General features: G+C 61.7%; 17 protein-coding genes. 13 read left to right on the forward strand and 4 right to left on the reverse strand.

What is annotated here, in order from left to right; genetic code table 11:
- Nucleotides 1–11 precede the first annotated feature (11 nt).
- The 4 genes from AYK65_RS23470 to AYK65_RS23485 all read left to right on the forward strand — a co-directional run bounded on the left by AYK65_RS23470 (nucleotide 12) and on the right by AYK65_RS23485 (nucleotide 3,735).
- Nucleotides 12–959, forward strand: a complete 948-nt coding sequence (locus tag AYK65_RS23470) for a GlxA family transcriptional regulator (protein WP_081161379.1) — start codon at nucleotides 12–14, stop codon at nucleotides 957–959.
- A gap of 151 nt (nucleotides 960–1,110) precedes the next feature.
- Nucleotides 1,111–2,157: an alpha/beta fold hydrolase gene (locus tag AYK65_RS23475; RefSeq protein WP_081161188.1), complete on the forward strand. Its 1,047-nt coding sequence runs from the start codon at nucleotides 1,111–1,113 to the stop codon at nucleotides 2,155–2,157.
- A gap of 358 nt (nucleotides 2,158–2,515) precedes the next feature.
- Complete coding sequence (locus AYK65_RS23480; protein ID WP_081161190.1) at nucleotides 2,516–2,932, forward strand: organic hydroperoxide resistance protein; 417 nt, start codon at nucleotides 2,516–2,518, stop codon at nucleotides 2,930–2,932.
- Between the two features lie 137 nt (nucleotides 2,933–3,069).
- Complete coding sequence (locus AYK65_RS23485; RefSeq protein WP_081161193.1) at nucleotides 3,070–3,735, forward strand: VOC family protein; 666 nt, start codon at nucleotides 3,070–3,072, stop codon at nucleotides 3,733–3,735.
- 170 nt (nucleotides 3,736–3,905) lie between these two features.
- Here the strand turns inward: AYK65_RS23485 and AYK65_RS23490 are convergent, their stop codons facing one another.
- The 3 genes from AYK65_RS23490 to AYK65_RS23500 form a co-directional block, all read right to left on the reverse strand.
- Nucleotides 3,906–5,225 carry an ATP-binding protein gene (locus tag AYK65_RS23490; RefSeq protein WP_026615703.1) on the reverse strand — a complete coding sequence of 440 codons (1,320 nt, stop codon included), beginning with the start codon at nucleotides 5,223–5,225 and terminating at the stop codon, nucleotides 3,906–3,908.
- Entirely contained in the window at nucleotides 5,225–5,962 is a 738-nt protein-coding gene (locus AYK65_RS23495; protein ID WP_081161196.1) for a response regulator, read from the reverse strand. The genes AYK65_RS23490 and AYK65_RS23495 overlap by 1 nt, the downstream gene beginning before the upstream one ends.
- A gap of 243 nt (nucleotides 5,963–6,205) precedes the next feature.
- On the reverse strand, nucleotides 6,206–6,898 hold the full coding sequence (locus AYK65_RS23500; RefSeq protein ID WP_026615701.1) for a winged helix-turn-helix transcriptional regulator: 693 nt from the start codon (nucleotides 6,896–6,898) through the stop codon (nucleotides 6,206–6,208).
- 176 nt (nucleotides 6,899–7,074) lie between these two features.
- Here AYK65_RS23500 and AYK65_RS23505 point away from each other — a divergent pair, with 176 nt between their 5' ends.
- Nucleotides 7,075–8,241 (forward strand): acyl-CoA dehydrogenase family protein, encoded by a 1,167-nt coding sequence (locus AYK65_RS23505; protein WP_081161198.1) that lies wholly within the window; start codon nucleotides 7,075–7,077, stop codon nucleotides 8,239–8,241.
- 64 nt (nucleotides 8,242–8,305) lie between these two features.
- On the opposite strand, the gene AYK65_RS23510 is transcribed toward AYK65_RS23505, so the two are convergent.
- Entirely contained in the window at nucleotides 8,306–9,031 is a 726-nt protein-coding gene (locus AYK65_RS23510; RefSeq protein ID WP_081161201.1) for a class I SAM-dependent DNA methyltransferase, read from the reverse strand.
- Nucleotides 9,032–9,323: 292 nt separating this feature from the next.
- Here AYK65_RS23510 and AYK65_RS23515 point away from each other — a divergent pair, with 292 nt between their 5' ends.
- The 8 genes from AYK65_RS23515 (at nucleotide 9,324) to AYK65_RS23550 (ending at nucleotide 18,481) form a co-directional block, all read left to right on the forward strand.
- Nucleotides 9,324–9,824 carry an NADH-quinone oxidoreductase subunit J family protein gene (locus AYK65_RS23515; RefSeq protein WP_026615698.1) on the forward strand — a complete coding sequence of 167 codons (501 nt, stop codon included), beginning with the start codon at nucleotides 9,324–9,326 and terminating at the stop codon, nucleotides 9,822–9,824.
- On the forward strand, nucleotides 9,824–10,126 hold the full coding sequence (nuoK, locus tag AYK65_RS23520; protein ID WP_081161203.1) for an NADH-quinone oxidoreductase subunit NuoK: 303 nt from the start codon (nucleotides 9,824–9,826) through the stop codon (nucleotides 10,124–10,126). Before AYK65_RS23515 ends, nuoK begins: the two co-directional genes overlap by 1 nt.
- Nucleotides 10,127–10,130: 4 nt before the next feature.
- Nucleotides 10,131–11,594: a monovalent cation/H+ antiporter subunit D family protein gene (locus tag AYK65_RS23525; protein WP_046117402.1), complete on the forward strand. Its 1,464-nt coding sequence runs from the start codon at nucleotides 10,131–10,133 to the stop codon at nucleotides 11,592–11,594.
- Nucleotides 11,591–11,845, forward strand: a complete 255-nt coding sequence (locus AYK65_RS23530; RefSeq protein WP_026615695.1) for a hypothetical protein — start codon at nucleotides 11,591–11,593, stop codon at nucleotides 11,843–11,845. The genes AYK65_RS23525 and AYK65_RS23530 overlap by 4 nt, the downstream gene beginning before the upstream one ends.
- A complete protein-coding gene (locus AYK65_RS23535; RefSeq protein WP_081161206.1) occupies nucleotides 11,838–13,598 on the forward strand; it encodes a Na(+)/H(+) antiporter subunit D in 1,761 nt (586 codons plus the stop codon). Before AYK65_RS23530 ends, AYK65_RS23535 begins: the two co-directional genes overlap by 8 nt.
- Before the next feature lie 9 nt (nucleotides 13,599–13,607).
- Nucleotides 13,608–15,083 carry an NADH-quinone oxidoreductase subunit M gene (locus tag AYK65_RS23540; RefSeq protein WP_026615693.1) on the forward strand — a complete coding sequence of 492 codons (1,476 nt, stop codon included), beginning with the start codon at nucleotides 13,608–13,610 and terminating at the stop codon, nucleotides 15,081–15,083.
- Entirely contained in the window at nucleotides 15,080–16,519 is a 1,440-nt protein-coding gene (locus AYK65_RS23545; protein ID WP_081161207.1) for an NADH-quinone oxidoreductase subunit N, read from the forward strand. The genes AYK65_RS23540 and AYK65_RS23545 overlap by 4 nt, the downstream gene beginning before the upstream one ends.
- 174 nt (nucleotides 16,520–16,693) lie before the next feature.
- On the forward strand, nucleotides 16,694–18,481 hold the full coding sequence (locus AYK65_RS23550) for a methyl-accepting chemotaxis protein (RefSeq protein WP_081161210.1): 1,788 nt from the start codon (nucleotides 16,694–16,696) through the stop codon (nucleotides 18,479–18,481).
- Nucleotides 18,482–18,600: the final 119 nt, after the last annotated feature.

Genomic DNA, 18,600 nt, shown 5'->3' on the forward strand with positions numbered 1-18,600 from the left:
GGATTTTCCCCATGCATATGATCGGCTTTGTCGTATTTCCAAAATTCCAACTGATGGGCTTCGCCGCAGTTACCGCCTTCGAGATGGCCAATTTGGCGCTCGGAGAGCCGGCTTACGAGGTAGAGCTCCTTTCGGAGTTTGGCGGCGAGGTCAAGTCGTCCGCCGGTTTCGGCGTGATCACGAAAGCGTTTGACGACACCTGCTACGACACCGTGATGTTCGGGGCCGGCGCGACGATCGAGCCGATGACGGCGGGATTGATCGAATTCGCGCGCCACGCGCTTGGAACCTCGCGGCGGGTGGCAGCGGCATGTACCGGTGCCTTCGTCCTCGCGCAATCGGGCCTGCTCGACGGGCGCCGGGCGACGACGCATTGGGCCTTTGCGCGTCAATTGCAGGAGCGATTCCCGGCCGTGAAGGTGGAGGAAGACCGCATCTTCATTGTCGACGGCAGCGTGTGGACGTCGGCTGGGATGACGGCGAGCATCGACCTTGCGCTCGCGATGATCGAGAAGGACCACGGCCAGAACGTTGCTCGCGCGGTCGCCCGCAAGCTCGTCGTCTATCACCGGCGTGCCGGCGGCCAATCGCAGTTTTCCGCGTTGCTCGAGCTCGAGCCGAAGTCGGACCGGATACAGAGATCGATCGACTATGCCAAGGCAAACCTTCGCGGCGTGTTGTCGGTGGAAGAGCTGGCGGATGCGGCGGGCTTGAGCGCGCGCCAGTTCAGCCGGGCGTTTCGGGCTGAAACGGGACAGTCGCCCGCCAAGGCAGTGGAGAACCTCCGCGTGGAGGCGGCGCGGCTGATGATGGAGCAGGGGCGCCATTCCATGGACGTGATCGCGGAGGAAACCGGTTTTGCCGATCCCGATCGCATGCGCCGGGCCTTTCTTCGCACACTCGGACAGCCCCCGCAAACGATCCGGCGAAATGCGCGTGAGAGCGCGTCCGCGCCATGAAGGTTGAAGGCTAGCGCTGGGGAATTGTAACTAATTGTATCCAGCGCCGGCGTTTCTACACGCGGTTGCAATTCCCGGCGAGTGGTTTCACAGTGGTGATACATGAACATCGCATTCCAGGATTGTGTTTCACATAGTCCGGAGACGATCGATGACTGGGAAAATCAATCTGCCGCGGCGGCGGTTCATGGGAATGGCGGCGTTGACGGTCGCTGTCGCGCAACTCGGTACGATGGGCGCAGCCCGCGCCCAATCGGCCAACGAGGTCCGCATTCCGGCGATCACGCCGGGGACGAACACATCTTTCGCCTCCATCAGGCAGGTCGACGCGGGTGTCCTGAACGTCGGTTACGCCGAGCTGGGTGCGGGCGATGCGCCTGTGGTCGTCCTGCTGCACGGCTGGCCTTACGACATCCACACCTACGTCGATGTGGCGCCGCTGCTCGCGGCGGCGGGCTATCGCGTTATCGTTCCCTATCTGCGCGGCTATGGCACGACGCGCTTCCTTTCGCCCGACGCGCCGCGCAATGGCCAGCAGTCGGCGATTGCCGCCGACATCATCGCCTTGATGGACGCGCTCGGGATCGAGAAGGCGGTCATCGCCGGATGCGACTGGGGCGCGCGGACCGCCAACATCATTGCAGCGCTCTGGCCGGAGCGCTGCAAGGCCATGGCCTCCGTGAGCGGCTATCTGATCGGCAGCCGTGACGCCAACAAGAAGCCCTTGCCGCCGAAGGCCGAACTTGCCTGGTGGTACCAGTTCTATTTCGCCACGGAACGCGGGCGCGCGGGTTACGAACAGAACCGCAATGAATTCGCGAGACTCATCTGGCAGCTCGCATCGCCGAAATGGAATTTCGACGACGCCACGTTCGATCGCAGCGCCGCAGCCTTCGAGAACCCGGATCACGTCGATGTCACGATCCACAACTACCGCTGGCGGATCAGCCTCGCTGACGGCGAGCGAAAATACGACGAGCTGGAAGAGCGGCTCGCCATGTTCCCGCTCATCGCCGTGCCGACGATCACGCTGGAGGGCGACGCCAATGGAGCCCCGCATCCGGAGCCAGCAGCCTATGCCAAAAAGTTCTCGGGCAAATACGAGCATCGGCTGATCACGGGCGGCATCGGCCACAACCTGCCCCAGGAAGCGCCGCAGGCCTTTGCCCAGGCGGTGATTGACGTCGATCGTTTCTGATCACTTTTGCCACGCAGCACGGTCGCCTCCTTTCAGGCGCACCAGGATCGCAGTAGACTTCTAAAGCGCGTCAGCGTTCATCAAATGCGCGGCGCGCTTTCGATTTTGTTTTCATGCATCTCGTGTTCAAAGCGCGACGCCCTTTCGCGCCACATGCGCTTTGCTCTGCGCTTTCACGCGTCGCTTCTGACAGCGCTTTCGTATCGCAGTGTGTCCGTTCCGCGTTCTGCCGGCATTCGCTTACTTTTTCGCCCGGTCACGAAACATTCCATACACGTGCGGAGCGGCATGTATGCCTCGACAGTCGGACAAGCCAATTGGGCCTCGGCGTCATCAACTCTGTCGAAGGAAGGACACCATGACCGAGATCGAGAAGGTACTCTACACCGGCAAGACGCACACCACCGGTGGCCGTGAAGGCGCATCCCGCAGTTCTGACGGGCGCCTGGACATCAAGCTTTCCTCACCCGGAAGTTCGAAGCCCGGGACAAACCCGGAGCAGCTCTTCGCAGCCGGCTGGTCGGCCTGCTTCATCGGGGCGATCGGACTGGCGGCCAGCGAGCGGAAGATAACACTTCCGACCGATCTGGCGGTGGATGCCGAAGTGGATCTTCGCCACGGCGCCGGCGCCTATTCGCTGCAGGCACGGCTCAATGTGAGTATGCCAGGCATCGACCGCGACACGGCACAGGCGCTCGTCGAGAGGGCGCATCAGACCTGCCCTTATTCCAAGGCGACGCGCGGCAATATCGAGGTCGCGATCAACGTCGTCTGACACTGAAGAAGATGCCTCGCCCGGACGAATTTCGGTCGGGGCGGACAGCCGGCGATTTTCGCTCCCAAGGCAGCGTTCAGATCACGGCACGCCAATTTGCACCGGCGCATTGCGCCTCCAAACTCAGGGAGAAAAGCATGACCACTGCAATCAACAGCGAAAAAGCGCGGCCGATCGACATGAAGCTCGAGGTTATCGTCGTCCCGGTGTCGGATGTCGACCGCGCCAAGGAATTCTACGCAAGCCTCGGCTGGCGGCTCGATGCCGATTTTGCCGGAGATGACGGCTACCGCGTGATCCAGTTCACTCCGCCCGGTTCCGGCGCCTCGGTTATCTTCGGAAAGAATGTGACCGACGCGGAACCGGGCTCCGCGCAGGGGCTGTACCTCATCGTTTCCGATATAGAGGCCGCCCGCAAGGACTTGCGTGGCCGCGGCGTGGACATCAGCGAAGTGTTCCATGCGGGCGACGTACAGGCCGGCGACGACGAGCCCTATTTGTTTGGTCGGCTCCGGGTTGGCGGTGCTGATCCCGAGCGTCGCAGCTACCGTTCCTACGCATCGTTCAGCGATCCGGATGGCAACGGATGGCTTTTCCAGGAGGTCACCACGCGATTGCCCGGGCGGATCGACGCGAGCGCCACGACGTTCGCGTCGGCGGCTGATCTCGCTAGCGCGTTTCGTCGTGCCGAAGCCGCCCATGGCGAATACGAAAAGCAGTTGGGTCATCGCGATGAGGACTGGCCCACCTGGTACGCCGAGTACATGATCCGCGAGCAGACCGGCGAGCCCCAGGCGGCGTGAGCGGCCACCGCATAAATGCATGCCATAGCAGGGCAGCCGGGGCTGCCCTGCTATGTTTGGGGGCACTAAAGCGCGTCGCGTTCAATCGAATTCATGCGACGCCCTTTAGGGTCCTTGTTTTTGTGCATGTCGTTGTCCCAAAACGGCTGCACACTTTTGGGCGACATGCACTATTGGCGCAGCGCGATTTCCGCCACAAGGCCGCCGCCAACGCGGTTGCGCAAGGTGAGCGTGGCGCCGATCGCGGTCGCGAGCTGTTGGGCGATCGCGAGGCCGAGACCCGTCCCGCCCGTGTCGCGGTTGCGCGACTGCTCCAGGCGGAAGAAGGGTTGCAGGACCGCCTGCAACTGGCTGTTCGGGATGCCCGGACCGCGATCGAGCACTCTTATGAACACGGCGCTTTCCTGGCGCTGAACTTCGATTTCCGCACTGCCGGCAAATTTCAGCGCATTGTCGATCAGATTGGTGAGAATCCGCCTCAACGCGTGCGGCCGGGTCACAATTGCGCCGTCTCCCAATTCTTCGATCGTAACGGCCTTGCCGGTATCCTGGTAGTCATAGGCAAGACTCTCGATGAACGAGGCGAGGTCGATGCGTGAGGCTTGTTCGTGATTGCCGTGGGCGCTACGTGCGTAGGCGACCCCTTCCTTGACGAGACGTTCGACCTCGCCGAGGTCCTGAACCAGCTTGTCCCTATCGATGGAATCTTCGGCCATTTCTGCGCGGAGCTTCATGCGTGTGATCGGCGTTTGCAGATCATGTGAAATCGCGGCGAGGATCTGTACGCGCTCTTCGAGGTATTGTGCGATGCGATCCCGCATCGCATTGAACGCCGTTGCCGCATAGGCCACTTCCGTCGGCCCGGTCTCGCTGAGACGCGGCGTGTTGCTGTTCGGGTCAAGCGTGTCGGCGGCTCTCGCCAAGTTGGCAAGAGGACGGATGGCCTGGCGCATGGCGAACCAACTGCACAATACCAACAGGAACAGCTGCGCAACGAGCACGTAAGGCAGCCAGTCGGCCACCGGCATGACACCCCGTGGCGTGACGTCAATAGTCAGTGGTTCGCCGTCGCTCAAGCGAAGATGCGCCTGAAGATGGCGGGCTGCTCCCGGGATCGATTCAACCTTGATCGGGTATTTTGCGCCTATTGCTGCCTGGATCTTGGAGGCGACCTCGGCGTCGGCCGGCTCAAGTTCAGGATTGCCGGGGAGGCCCGGCCCCAGAACGAACCGGTAAGAGCCGCGAGCAAGTCGATGGAGCCAGGCTGCCCGTTCGGCCGCGGGGAGCCGGTCGAGGATGGCGATCGATGTCGCGACGTCGGTTTCGAGCGTATTGAACATCACCGATCTGGCCGCCAGGTAGCGCTCGGAAAACAGCACTGCAAACGACATGGCGTGCGCCATCGCCAGGCCGGCAAGAAGAATAATGAATAGCCGCGCCCTGAGTGTGCGCGGCCAATGAATTCCTTTGATCGGTGCGGCCGTTGCCATCAGCGCGGCTCCACGATTTCCACCGGCATCGAAAAAACATAGCCTTCGCTGCGGACAGTCTTGATATAGGTGGGCTCGCGGGCATCGTCGCCGAGGCGCTGACGGACCCGACTGACGAGGAGATCGATGGAGCGGTCGAAGAGCTCGGCATCGCGTCCTTGCGTCAGGTTGAGGAGCTGATCCCGGTTGAGCACGCGTTGGGGGTGGTCGATGAAGACGCGCAGAAGGCGGTATTCTGCGCCGCTGAGCGCAATCACCGTGCCGTCGGCATTGATGAGATGCCGTGCCGTCGTGTCGAGTTTCCATCTGCCGAAACGCAGCAACTGACCGGCCTCCGAGATCTGCAAGTTTGGCGGCAGCATCCGCGTGCGGCGGAGAACGGCCTTGATGCGGGCAAGCAGCTCGCGTGCCGAAAACGGCTTGGCGAGATAGTCGTCGGCACCCATTTCGAGACCGATGATGCGGTCCATCTCGTCCGTGCGGGCGGTCAGCATGACGATCGGCGTGGCCTTGTGCCTGCCCGCGCGCAGCTCGCGGCTCAACACAAGACCGTCGTCGCCCGGCATCATGATGTCGAGGATGATAAGGTCGACGGCGTTGGCCTCGAGAAACGCGCGCATCTGCCGGCCGTCGGCCACAGCGGTGACGCGCAGACCATTCTTTTTCAGATAAGCCGAAACGAGCTCTCGGATTTCGCGGTCGTCATCGACGATCAAGATGTGGTCGATGTGCTCCATTTCGCGATCTCCTCGCTCTGAATTGTAAATCGATTATCAAAAACAATTAGCGGCCTTCGGCAAGCGATGTCCCGCCGATGTAGCCTTCGTATGTCGTAAGTCATCCGGATCTGTATTTGAACGTAACCGCTGCCCGGTCGGATACACTTCGATACAAATGCGCGCCGGGTTCATGCTCGAGCGAGTAGGCGGTAGCGAAAATCTTGGAGAGACGTGGGATGTGGGGCGCCCCAGCGCAAGTCGTCATTGAACGCGGCGGGGGACCTTGGCGAAGATGCTGAGGCCGAGCCAATCCTGCATCGGTTCCGCTATCTTGCGATCGCCCTCCACATCCAAGGTGCCGGCCGCGACCTCGTCCTTGACGGTCGTGAGGCCCATCCAGATCGCCGTCATGGTGCGCAGTGAAGTCGTGACGACGAGATCGATTTCATAACCCGGATCGAAATTGCAGACGTCCACGGTGCCGTCTTCGACCACCAACCACCACGCCCGCCGGCCGGCAGGCAACTCTGGATACAGAAACTGAATCGCTGAGCGCCGCCGGGGCAGATGATCGGTCTGGACATTGCGGCGGATGTCCCACATCAGCAGCGAGGGATCGAGATTCTTGAGCGAGAGCCGCGATTCGATCCAGCGCTGCGCCCAGTTGCCCAGCCCGATGATCACCGGCCTGAGCTCTTCGCCCGCTTCCGAAAGGCGATATCGGGTAGCGCCGTTGTTCAACCGTTCGACGGCAATGACGCCGGCCTGCTGGAGTTCCTTCAGCCGCTTGGAAAGAAGGGCCGGCGAGATCTTTGGAAGCCCGCGGCGAAGTTCGTTGAAGTGCGTCGAGCCGCACAGCAATTCCCTCACGATCAGTGTGGTCCATCGTGAGCAGAGTATCTCGGAAGCCATGGATACGGGGCAAAACTGCCCATAACCGCCGCGGTCCTGCATGTCCGCGTTCCCATTTTCCCCTAATCGTACGGCACTATATTCCAGATCGACCGGGCCGCCAATTGCACGGCGCGGCGATATCATACGCTTCTTGGCGCCGGTACATTTCCTGAACTAGTGGGCGCATCCGACATCATGCACACTGGCGATCGTCAGGTGCAAATGGAGGAGTGAACATGCACGCGTCGACAAATGCCGCACCCGTCGTGGAGGACGATCACGGCAGCTTACGCTCCGTCAAGATCGCCAGCCGGCTGGTCCCGACCCTTGCAGGAAACGCATCATCGGCAGACGAGAAGGACGACTTCGTGCGCGAAAACTATGCGCTGCTGAAGGAATCCGGCCTCGTAGAGGCGGGAGTTCCCGGCGAACTCGGCGGGGGCGGCGCGGATATCGAAGAGCTGGCGGCCATGCTCAGGACGCTCGCGCACGCCTGCGGATCGACGGCGCTCGCCTTCGCCATGCACACCCATCAGGTCGCCATTCCGGCTTGGCGGTGGCGGCATCAGGGTGTCGCCGCGGTCGAACCGCTCCTCAAAAGGGTGGCGCAGGAACGCATCCTCCTTCTTTCCAGCGGCGGATCGGACTGGATCGGCGGCTCCGGCCGCGCCGAAAAGGTCGATGGCGGCTACCGCATCACCGCGCGAAAGGCATTTACCTCGGGAGCGGAGGCCGGCAACATCCTGATGACCGGGGCGATTTACGAAGATGAGGACGGCCAACGTAAGGTCATCCATTTCGGCGTGCCGATGACCGCGCCGGAGGTAAGGATAGAGAACACCTGGCGCACGCTGGGCATGCGCGGCACAGGCTCGAACGACGTGGTCATCGACAAGCTGTTCGTCGCCGACGGCAGCGTTGCGTTTTCGAGGACGGCCGGCGAGTGGCATCCGGTGTTTCAGATCATCGCGACGATCGCCTTTCCTTTGATTTACGCGGTCTATCTGGGGATTGCGGAAAGCGCCCGTGACATCGCGATTGAGATGGCCCGCAAGCGACCCGCGGCGGAGCATTTGCTGCATCTTGCCGGCCGCATGGACACGAGCCTGCGGGCGGCGCAGCTTGCCCATCGCTGGATGATCATGACCGCTCAACGGAACGAACCGTCGGCCGATAGCGTCAACGAGGTGATGATCGGCCGGGCACTGGTCGCTCGCCACGCGATAGAGGCGACGGAGCTGGCGATGGAACTCGCCGGCGGCGCGGCCTTCTATCGCTCCGCCGGGCTCGAGCGGCGCTTTCGCGACATTCAGGGCGCCCGCTACCATCCGCTTCAACCGGCCGCACAGGCGCGCTATGCCGGGGCGATGGCGCTCGGACAATCCGTCGCGGAGATATTCTGAACCATAGGGCTGCCGGCTGACGCTGGCGCCGGCAGCCAGACGGAGACCGGGGAGTCGATCGCGGCTAGACCGATCTGACGAGAAAGATCATGTCGTCGGATGTCGCCCCATCAAATGGCCGCGACTCCCAATCGCCGTAAACTGCCTCCACCTCCAGGCCGCTTCGCAGCAGGCGGTCCTCGACCTCCGATCGTGTCAGGAAGCGGAGCTCACTGTAGGAAACGAGCTTCTTGTCGGGGAACAGGTAATACGTCTCGAACGCAATACGATCGCCCTCCTTCTTCAACACCCGGCGGGACTGATGAATGATCGTGTCACCTGTTCTGAGCTCGAAATCCCGGTTCCATCTCGCCGGCCAGTCAATGGCCGGGTTTCGGCTCTCGAAGGCGATCAATCCATCCTCGGCGAGGTGCGCCCGCATGGTCGCGAACGTCGCCAGGATGTCGGCGTCGGTCAGAAAGACCTGAAAGGCGTTGCCCGTCATGATGATCAGGTCGAACTCCTTCTCCGATCGGAATTCTTGAGCGCTGGCCTCGATCCATTCAACCTCGGAACCATGCGGCTTGCGCTTGGCGACATCGAGCATGGCCTTTGCCGGGTCCACGCCGGTGACGTCGTGACCGAGTGCGGCGTAGGCATCGCACAGGAGCCCGGTCCCGCAGCCGAGATCGAGAATCCGCTTAGGAGAGCCGCCGGCGAGGGCGAGATAAAAGTCGCGGTCGATCGACCAACCACTGGTGAGGTCGTAAATCTCGGCGAGTGAGGGATCTTCGTAGTGGCGATCAGGCATATGACTTCCCAATCAGGCGGCGGCGCTCAGGTGTACAATCTCCAATAGATCAGATGTACAAGTACACATTTCCTGCATGTTGCGTAAGTCCACCGGGCACAACCGATAGAACCCGCTTCGCGGACTGCTTCCGCCGTGTTCACACCGGCCTGGCTTTGCTCCCCCTCCGACAATAATCTTGTGAAAAATCCGATACTAGGGCACAATTTATAACTGCACCCGAAGTGCGGAACTAGCTCGTATCCGGCCGCCTCGCGCCGAGTGACAGTTCGCGTGGGAGGGGTCGGCGTCGATGGATCAGGGGTTCTTTCTTCTGTTCGCTACGGTGTCCGTGATCACCGCCGTGACGGTTGTCGTGGCGCGCAATCCGGTTCACAGCGCATTGGCGTTGATGGCGTGTTTCCTGCAGATATCCGCAATCTTCGTCCTGCTCGACGCGCCGTTGCTCGCGGTCATCCAGATCTTCGTCTATGTCGGCGCGATCATGGTCCTGTTCCTGTTCGTGATCATGATGATCGACGTGCGCGAAGCGGTTTTGCAGCGGTTCCTGCCAGGTGGCAACCTGCCGGCTCTGGTGCTGCTGGTCGTGCTCGGGGTCGAGATGTTCGTTCTGGTGTTCTGGAGCGACCGCTTCTCGGCGACGCAACCCGTTGCCGTCAGCGGCGGCGATCAGATCAGGGCGCTCAGCACGACGCTTTTCGCCGACTATCTCCTGCCATTTGAAGTCGCATCCGTCATCCTGCTGGCAGCCCTCGTCGGCGCCATCGTGCTGGCACGGAAGGAGTCCGGGTGATGGTCCCGCTCTGGTCGTACATCCTGCTCGGCGTGGTCCTCTTCGTGATCGGAGCGGCAGGCGTGCTGCTTAGGCGCAATATTTTGGTCGTGCTGATGTCGCTGGAGCTGCTGCTCAACTCGGTCAACATCAACTTCATCGCCTTCGGGCGTCACTATGACGATTTCCGCGGGCAGATTATCGCGATCTTCGTCATTGCAATCACTGCGGCGGAGGTTGCCGTCGCCCTCGGCATCCTAGTCGCCCTCGTGAGGAACAAATCCACCCTCAAGGTCGACGACGTGACCATGATGAAAGGATAGCGGCTTGGACCCGGTGACATCAATCCGGCCGCTGCTTGCCATCGCCGTCGCGGGTCTGGCGGCACTGACAATTCTCCTCCTACACAACCGCGAGAAGCTCCGCGATCTCGTCTCGCCGGTGGCGGCGATCGTCATGTTCGCGATTGTCGCCTCGATGGCGCCCACTGTGCTTTCGGGCGGGACCGTCGATTTGCGCCTGTTCGAGATCCTGCCGGGCGTCGATTTCGCCTTCAGGGCCGATGCGCTCGGCATGGTGTTCGCCACCGTCTCGTCGCTTCTATGGATCGTGGCCGCGGTCTATTCCATCGGCTACATGCGGCACTTGCACGAGCACGCGCAGACACGGTTCTTCGCCTGCTTCGCCACGAGCCTCGCGGCCGCCGTCGGGGGCGCCTTCGCCGCCAATCTGTTCACGCTGGTCATATTCTACGAGGTGCTCAGCCTCGTTACCTATCCGCTCGTCTACCACCACGAGGACGAGGAGGGTTGGAGCGGCAGCCGCAAATATCTCGTCTATTTGATGGGCGCCTCGAAGAGCGCGCTTCTCGCTGCGCTCGCACTGACCTACCAGATCGCCGGGTCGCTCGATTTCGTGGCCGGGGGGCTGCTTGCAGACGTCGATGCCTCGGCGGCGCTGCTGACGGTCGTCTACTTCTGCTATCTCTTCGGCTTCGCCAAGGCCGCGGTGATGCCGATGCACGCGTGGCTCCCTGCCGCGATGGTGGCGCCGACACCGGTAAGCGCGCTCTTACATGCAGTGGCCGTCGTCAAGATGGGGGTGTTCTGCGTTCTGAGAGTCGTGTTCGATGTCTTCGGCGTCGGACTGGTCGGGAAGCTTGGTCTCGGCATAGCCACGGCCTATCTGGTCTCCTTCACGATCCTTATGGCGTCGATCTACGCGCTCACGCGGGACGACCTCAAGGCAAGGCTCGCCTATTCGACCGTCAGCCAGCTCTCCTACATCGTGCTCGGTGCGGTTCTGTTGTCGCCGGTCGCGATGATCGGCGGGATCATCCACATTGCGGCGCATGCATTCTCGAAGATCACGCTCTTTTTTTGCGCCGGCTCGATCTATTGCGCGTCGGGAAAGCGCAACATCAGCGACATGGCAGGCATTGGCCGCAGACTGCCCTGGACGATGGGCGCATTTTTCGTCGCTTCGCTCAGCATGATCGGGATCCCGCCGACCGCGGGCTTCGTTAGCAAGTGGTATCTGGCGCAGGGCTCGGTGGAGGCGGGGCAGGTGGCGTTCCTCGCCGTGCTGCTTACGAGTTCCATCCTGAACGCCGCCTATTTCCTGCCGGTCAGCTATGCCGCCTTTTTCGAGGCGGAGCCTGAGGAGAGCCGGGCGGCGGTCCACGAAATCCCGATGGTCACGATCCCGCTGGTGGCGACCGCCATCCTGTCGGTGCTGATGGGCATCTTCCCCGGCTATTTTCTCACGCTCGCGGATGGAGTGGTCAGATGATCAAGCATGTCGTCGACTTCTTTGGTGACGAGGAATATGCGAGGCAGCGCCACCGGCTGTTCTACCTGGTGCTCATTCTGATCGTCGCCGCCGACTTCGCGGTCCCGCGCGAGCACGTCGAATATCTGTGGGAGCGCCTGCCGGGCTGGTCGGCCGTCTACGGCTTCGGTTCCTGCGTGCTGCTCATCTTCGTTTCCAAGTTCCTCGGCCATCAGGGCGGGTTGATGCGGCGCGAGGACTATTATGACTGACTTCGTCCATCCGGCCCTGATCTTCATTCTCGGCGCGCTGCCGATCCCCTTTCTTTCAGGCACGATCCGCAAGGCTTATCTGGTGGTCGTCCCGTCGCTGGCGATCCTCGCGGTACTCACGATGCAGCCGGGCAGCTACGGCTCGATGGAGTTCATCGGCCAGAACCTCCAGATTGCGAAGGTCGACAAGCTGAGCATCGTCTTCGCCACCGTCTTCACCATGATGGCGCTGATCGGCACGGTCTATGCGCTGCACCTGAGGGAAGCCGGCCAACACGTGGCGGCCTTCGTCTATGTCGGCAGCGCGCTCGGTGTGGTGTTCGCCGGCGACTACCTGACGCTCTACCTGTTCTGGGAAGGCATGGCGTTCGCCTCTGCCTATCTGGTCTTTGCCCAAGGCGGAGGGCAGGCGATCCGCGCGGCCTTCCGCTATCTGATGGTCCACATCACCGGCGGCCTAGCCCTGCTCGGCGGTATCCTTCTCCATGGAACCGCTACCGGCTCGCTGCTTTTCGGCCCCATCGAGGGGGGAATGGGTGCGGGCACCTATCTGATCCTCGCCGGGTTCCTGCTCAACGCGGCGGTGCCGCCGCTCAATGCATGGTTGACCGATGCCTATCCGGAGGCGACCGTCACCGGTGCGGTGTTCATGAGCGCTTTCACCACCAAGACCGCCGTCTATGTGCTGGCGCGGGCGTTTCCGGGTGTCGAGCTTCTGGTGTGGCTCGGCACCGTGATGGCGCTCTACGGCGTCCTCTACGCGGTGTTGGAAAACGACTGTCGGCGGCTGCTTGCCTATCACATCGTCAGCCAGGTCGGCTACATGGTGGCGGGCGTCGGCATCGGCACCGAGCTGGCGGTGAACGGATCGACCAGTCATGCCTTCGCTCATATCCTTTACAAGGCGCTTCTGTTCATGGGCGCCGGGGCGGTGATCTATGTCACCGGCCGGCGCAAGCTCACCGAGCTCGGCGGACTCTACAAGTCCATGCCGATCACCGTGGCGCTCTATATGATCGGCGCCTTCGCGATATCCGCATTTCCGTTCTTCTCGGGCTTTGTCAGCAAGTCGATGGTGGTCGCGGCCGCCGGCCAGGATCATCGGGCATTGGTGATGCTGGCGCTGACCATGGCCTCGTCGGGGACCTTCCTACACACTGGGCTCAAGCTGCCCTATTACATGTTCTATGGCACCGACCGGGGGCTCGCGGCGCGCGAGCCGCCCGGCAACATGCTGGTAGCGATGGGCATGGCGGCGGCGCTCTGCATCGCGATCGGGGTGTTCCCCGGGCCGCTCTATGCGCTTCTGCCTTATCCGGTCGCGTTCGAGCCCTATACGGGTGCCCACATCACCGAAAGCCTCGGAATCCTGATGTTCACCGCATTGGGCTTTGTCATTTTCTTGAGAGCGCTCGATCCCGAAAACACGATCAGCATCGACACCGACTGGTTCTATCGCAAAGGTGCGCGGTACTTCATGTGGCTCGCCGAAAGACCGCTTGCGCGCTACGAGAAGGCGGTGAGCGGCGTCTCCGATACTGCTGTGCTGCCCTTCCTGCACGGGTCGGCACGGGCGGGGCTAAGGCTCGATCTCGGGGGTGTCGATGGTATCGTGAACGGGATTGCCCGTTCGATCCTCGACGGCGGCGGGGTGCTGCGGCGGTTGCAGACCGGTGTGGTCACTCATTACGCGCTAGCGATGATCGCCGGTCTGACCGCGGCAATCGTCGTTTTCGCCGTGGTGTGGCGGTGAGGAACAAGGATGTCGGTCCCGCTGCTGAGCCTCATCGTTCTCCTGCCCGCCGCCGGGGCGGTGGTTCTGATGTTTCTCCGCAGCGAAGATGCGGTGCGGTGGACGGCGCTCGGCATTACCGGCCTCGATCTCGCTCTCTCAATCGTCATGCTGGTCGGCTTCGACACCACCACTCACGAAATGCAATTCACCGAGAGGCGTCCATGGGTGCCGGCGCTCGGCATCACCTATGCGCTCGGCGTCGACGGGATAAGCGCACTCTTCGTGTTCCTGACGGCGCTGTTGGGCTCGACATCGGTGCTCGCCTCATGGACCGCGATCGAGAGCAAAGTTAAGGAGTTCATGATCAGTCTCCTGGTCATGCAGGCACTGATGCTGGGAGTCTTCTGCGCGCTCGACCTCTTCCTGTTCTACGTCTTCTGGGAGGCGATGCTGATCCCGATGTACCTGATCATCGGCGTCTGGGGCGGCGACGGGCGGGTCTATGCGGCGTTCAAGTTCTTCCTCTACACGCTGGCGGGCAGCCTCCTGTTCCTGATCGGCGTCATCGTGCTCTATTTCCAGGGTGGCGAGACCTTCGACATTCTTGCCCTGACAGCGCAGGATCTGCCTTTCCCGGTACAGTCCTGGCTGTTCTTCGCCTTCCTGATCGCCTTCGCCGTCAAGGTGCCGATGGTCCCGGTCCATACCTGGCTGCCGGACGCCCACGTGCAGGCGCCGACGGCGGGCAGCATCATCCTCGCCGGCGTCCTTTTGAAGATGGGCGCCTACGGATTCCTGCGGTTTTCGCTGCCGATGCTGCCGGAGGCGTCGGTCTATTTTTCGACGCTGATGCTCATGCTTTCGGCGCTGGCGATCGTCTATGGAGGCTTGCTCGCGCTGGCGCAGGACGACCTGAAGAAGCTGGTCGCCTATTCCAGCATCAGCCACATGGGTTTCGTGACGCTGGGGATCTTCGCGCTGAACCTGCGCGGGCTTCAGGGCAGCATCCTGCAAATGTTCAACCATGGCGTCACGACGGGCGCACTGTTCCTCTTCGTCGGCCTCATCTACGAGCGGACGCATAGCCGCAGCATTGCGGACTATGGCGGGCTGATGAAGGTGGCGCCGGTTTATACATCGTTTCTCGCGCTGTTCACCTTGTCGTCGATGGCGCTGCCGGGGACGAATTCCTTCGTGGGCGAGTTGCTGGTGCTCTCGGGCGGGTTTGCGGCGAACCTCGCCCTTGGCGCTGCCGCCGTATTGGGCGCATTGCTGAGCGCAGCCTATCTGCTCGGCATGTACAGGAGAGTCGCGCTTGGTCCGGCCACGGTCGGCGCCCGGTACAAGATACGCGACGTGAATGCCCGCGAGATGGTTGCGATCCTGCCGCTTGCCCTCTTCGTGCTTTGGGTGGGGCTCTATCCGAAACCCTTTCTCGAGATCATCGACGCCTCGGTGAAGCATCTGCTGGTGCAGGTACATGGCAAGGAGGGCAGCCAATGACCGCCGCCGCACTCCTCCAGTCGGTCCTCGCGAGCCTGCCCGAGATCCTGGTGATCACCGGAGCCTGCATCCTGCTGATCCTCGGAGAGTTCGTGCGCAAGGGACAGGAACATCTTCTTGTCTGGGCTTCCATCGCGGTCGTCCTGAGTGCCGCCTTGGCGACGCTCCTGCTCGCAGGTGAGGTGCGGCCGGCCTATACGGGCATGTTCGTCGCCGACCGTTTCGCGGTCTTCTTCAAGTTCGTGTTTTACCTCGCCACCATCCTGACATTCCTCCTTTCGCGGAAGTATGCCGACATCGAAGGGATCGGGAGCAGCGAATACTATGTGCTGCTGCTCTTTACGCTTTCGGGCATGATGATCATGGCCTCGGCGACCGATCTCCTGTCGATCTATGTGGGCCTCGAACTGATGGTGCTCTGCACCTATGTGCTGACCGGCTTCCTGCGCAAGGAGCGGCGATCGAATGAAGCGGCGCTGAAATATGTGATCCTCGGCGCCGTCTCGACCGGGATCTTCCTTTACGGCGTTTCGCTGGTCTATGGCCTCACCGGCACGACGCAACTCAACGCGATGGCTCAGGCGGTGACCGGCGATCGGCTCGATCCGGGGCTGCTGCTGGCGGTGGTCTTCATCGTCGCGGGGCTCGTCTTCAAGATCGGCGCGGTGCCGTTCCATATGTGGGTGCCGGACGTCTATGAAGGCGCGCCGACGACGGTCACCGCCTTCATGTCGGTGGGGCCCAAGGCGGCGGGGTTCGCGGTGATCCTCAGGGTGTTCCTGAACCCGCTGGTCGCCGCCTCGGACGCCTGGATCGTCGTCGCGGTCATTGCGGTGGTGACGATGGCGCTCGGCAGTTTCGTCGCGCTGGTGCAGGACAATTTCAAGCGGCTCCTCGCCTATTCCAGCATTGCGCACGCGGGGTTTGCCATTCTGGGCGTGGTGGCCGGCGGCGAGGACGGGATCGCCAGCGTGATGTTCTACCTGCTGATCTACGCTTTCATGAATCTCGGCATTTTCGGCGCCGTCATCATGATGCGGAACGGCAATTCCTCGGGCGAGGTTATCGATGACTACGCCGGTTTCGCCAAGCCGCATCCGGTGCTCGCGCTTCTCATGCTGCTCTATCTGTTCTCGCTGGCCGGCATTCCGCCGACAGCCGGATTCTTCGCCAAGTTCTATGTGCTCAGCGCGCTGGTCGAGCGGGGCTTCGTCGCGTTGGCGGTGATCGCCGTGCTCTTGAGCGCCGTCGCCGCCTATTTCTACATCCGCGTCGTCATGGTGATCTATATGCGCGAGCCGCAGCGGGTGTTCGAGCCGGCGCTGACGCCCTCGGTCCGCGCCACACTCGCCTTCACCGCCGCCGGCACTATCGGCATCGGCCTGTTTCCGGCGTGGTTTCTGAGGCTTGCTCACAGTTCGGTGTTTGGTGGCTGAAGCGCTCAGTCCGGTGCAAAGCCCTGGGCGCAATCATGTGCGGCGGGACCAAGCCAGAGACCGACGCGGTTAATGCATACTTAAGCAATTTAGAACATTCTTACTTTAATCATTCAAGTGAGCGCGGATGGCGAGTGGCAGGCACTCTCGGCCTCATGCGTCAGGGGGGAACAGATGAAGGGAATTGTATTCGGCCTTGGTCTCGACGCCAGGGCGATCCTGTCCGCGATGAGCAGATCACAGGCGATTATCGAATTCGATCTTTCTGGCAGGATCCTGACGGCCAACGCCAATTTTTGTCGCGCTCTCGGCTACGACACATCGGAGATCGTGGGCCAGCACCACCGCATGTTCGTCGACCCAGCCGAAGCGTCCTCGCGCGAGTATCATGAGTTCTGGGCACTGCTCGGTCGGGGTGAGTTCGACCGACGCCAGTACAAGCGCATCGGCAAAGGCGGCAGGGAGATATGGATTGAAGCGTCTTACAATCCGGTATTCAGGCGAGGAAAGCCCTTCAAGGTTGTCAAGTTCGCAACCGACATCACAGAGCAAAAGCTGAAGAGCGCTGAGGATGCCGGGAAACTCGATGCACTTTCCCGCGCCCAGGCGGTCATCGAATTCACGCCAAACGGTGACATCCTGACGGCGAACCAGAACTTCCTCTCGACCCTTGGCTATCAGCTGTCGGAAATCCAAGGCCGCCACCATTCGATGTTTTGTGAGACTGCCTATACGGCGAGCGACGATTACCGACGCTTCTGGCAGCGTCTCTCTGGCGGCGAGTTCGTGACTGACGAATTCCTGCGCATCGGCAAGGGCGGGAAACGGGTCTACATCCAAGCTTCCTACAATCCGATCTTCGATATGAGCGGCAAGGTCTTCAAGGTCGTCAAGTTCGCGACCGACGTCACCGCTCGGGTGAACAACGTAGATCGCCTGGCAGATGCGCTGAATAAACTATCGGATGGTGATCTGACGCAGAAGCTGAACCCTCCGTTCATTCCCACGCTGGAAAAGCTTCGCACCGACTTCAACGGCGCAAGCGAAAAGCTGCGTGAAGCCATGCAGGCGGTGGCCGAGAATGCCGGCGCCATCGCCGCCGGTGCGCAACAGATACGGTCGGCGTCTGACGATCTGTCGAAACGAACCGAGCAGCAAGCCGCCTCGGTGGAAGAAACAGCCGCCGCCCTTGAAGAGATCACCACAACGCTGGCCGACTCCAGCCACCGTGCGGAAGAGGCAGGGCAACTTGTCCGCAAGACGCGCGAGAATGCCGAGCACTCCGGTGCGGTTGTGCGCAGCGCCATCGAGGCTATGGGCAAAATCGAGAATTCGTCCTTGGAGATATCCAAGATTATCGGCGTCATCGACGAGATCGCCTTCCAGACCAACCTTCTGGCACTGAACGCGGGAGTCGAGGCAGCACGCGCAGGCGAGGCCGGAAAGGGCTTTGCCGTCGTCGCGCAGGAAGTGCGGGAACTCGCGCAGCGCTCGGCCAAGGCTGCGAAGGAGATCAAGGATCTGATCACCGATTCAAACGCTCACGTAAAGGATGGCGTGACTCTGGTTGGCCAGACTGGCAGTGCGCTCGACACCATCGTGTCGCAGGTCCAGCAGGTCAACGGGAATGTCGAGGCGATCGTGGAGGCCGCTCGAGAGCAGGCGACGGGGATCAAGGAAATTAACGAGGCGATCAACACCATGGATCAGGGCACGCAGCAGAATGCAGCCATGGTCGAAGAATCAACAGCCGCTGCTCACAGCCTCGCGAGGGAGGCCGAAGCACTGTTTAGATTGCTCGGTCAGTTCAACATAGGAAAGGGCACGGTATCGGGCAAAATGCATGCCGCCGCCGCAAGCGCTGGTTCAACGCCCGTCGCGGCCGCGGCCCGGACAACGAAAGCGGCTGCGGCCTTTCACGGCAACGCCGCGATCGCCGCCAGTGAATGGGAAGACTTCTGATCGCGGCGCTCCCCTATGGCAACGGCGTTATGAAAGGCTCTAATTGATTGGATTTGCAATGATCCGTTCAACGGAATAGAGTCTGAGTTCAGAAAAGGATTGCCCAAGTCGCTTCTCGG

It is taken from the genome of Ensifer aridi, from assembly GCF_002078505.1.
GTDB lineage: Bacteria > Pseudomonadota > Alphaproteobacteria > Rhizobiales > Rhizobiaceae > Sinorhizobium > Sinorhizobium aridi.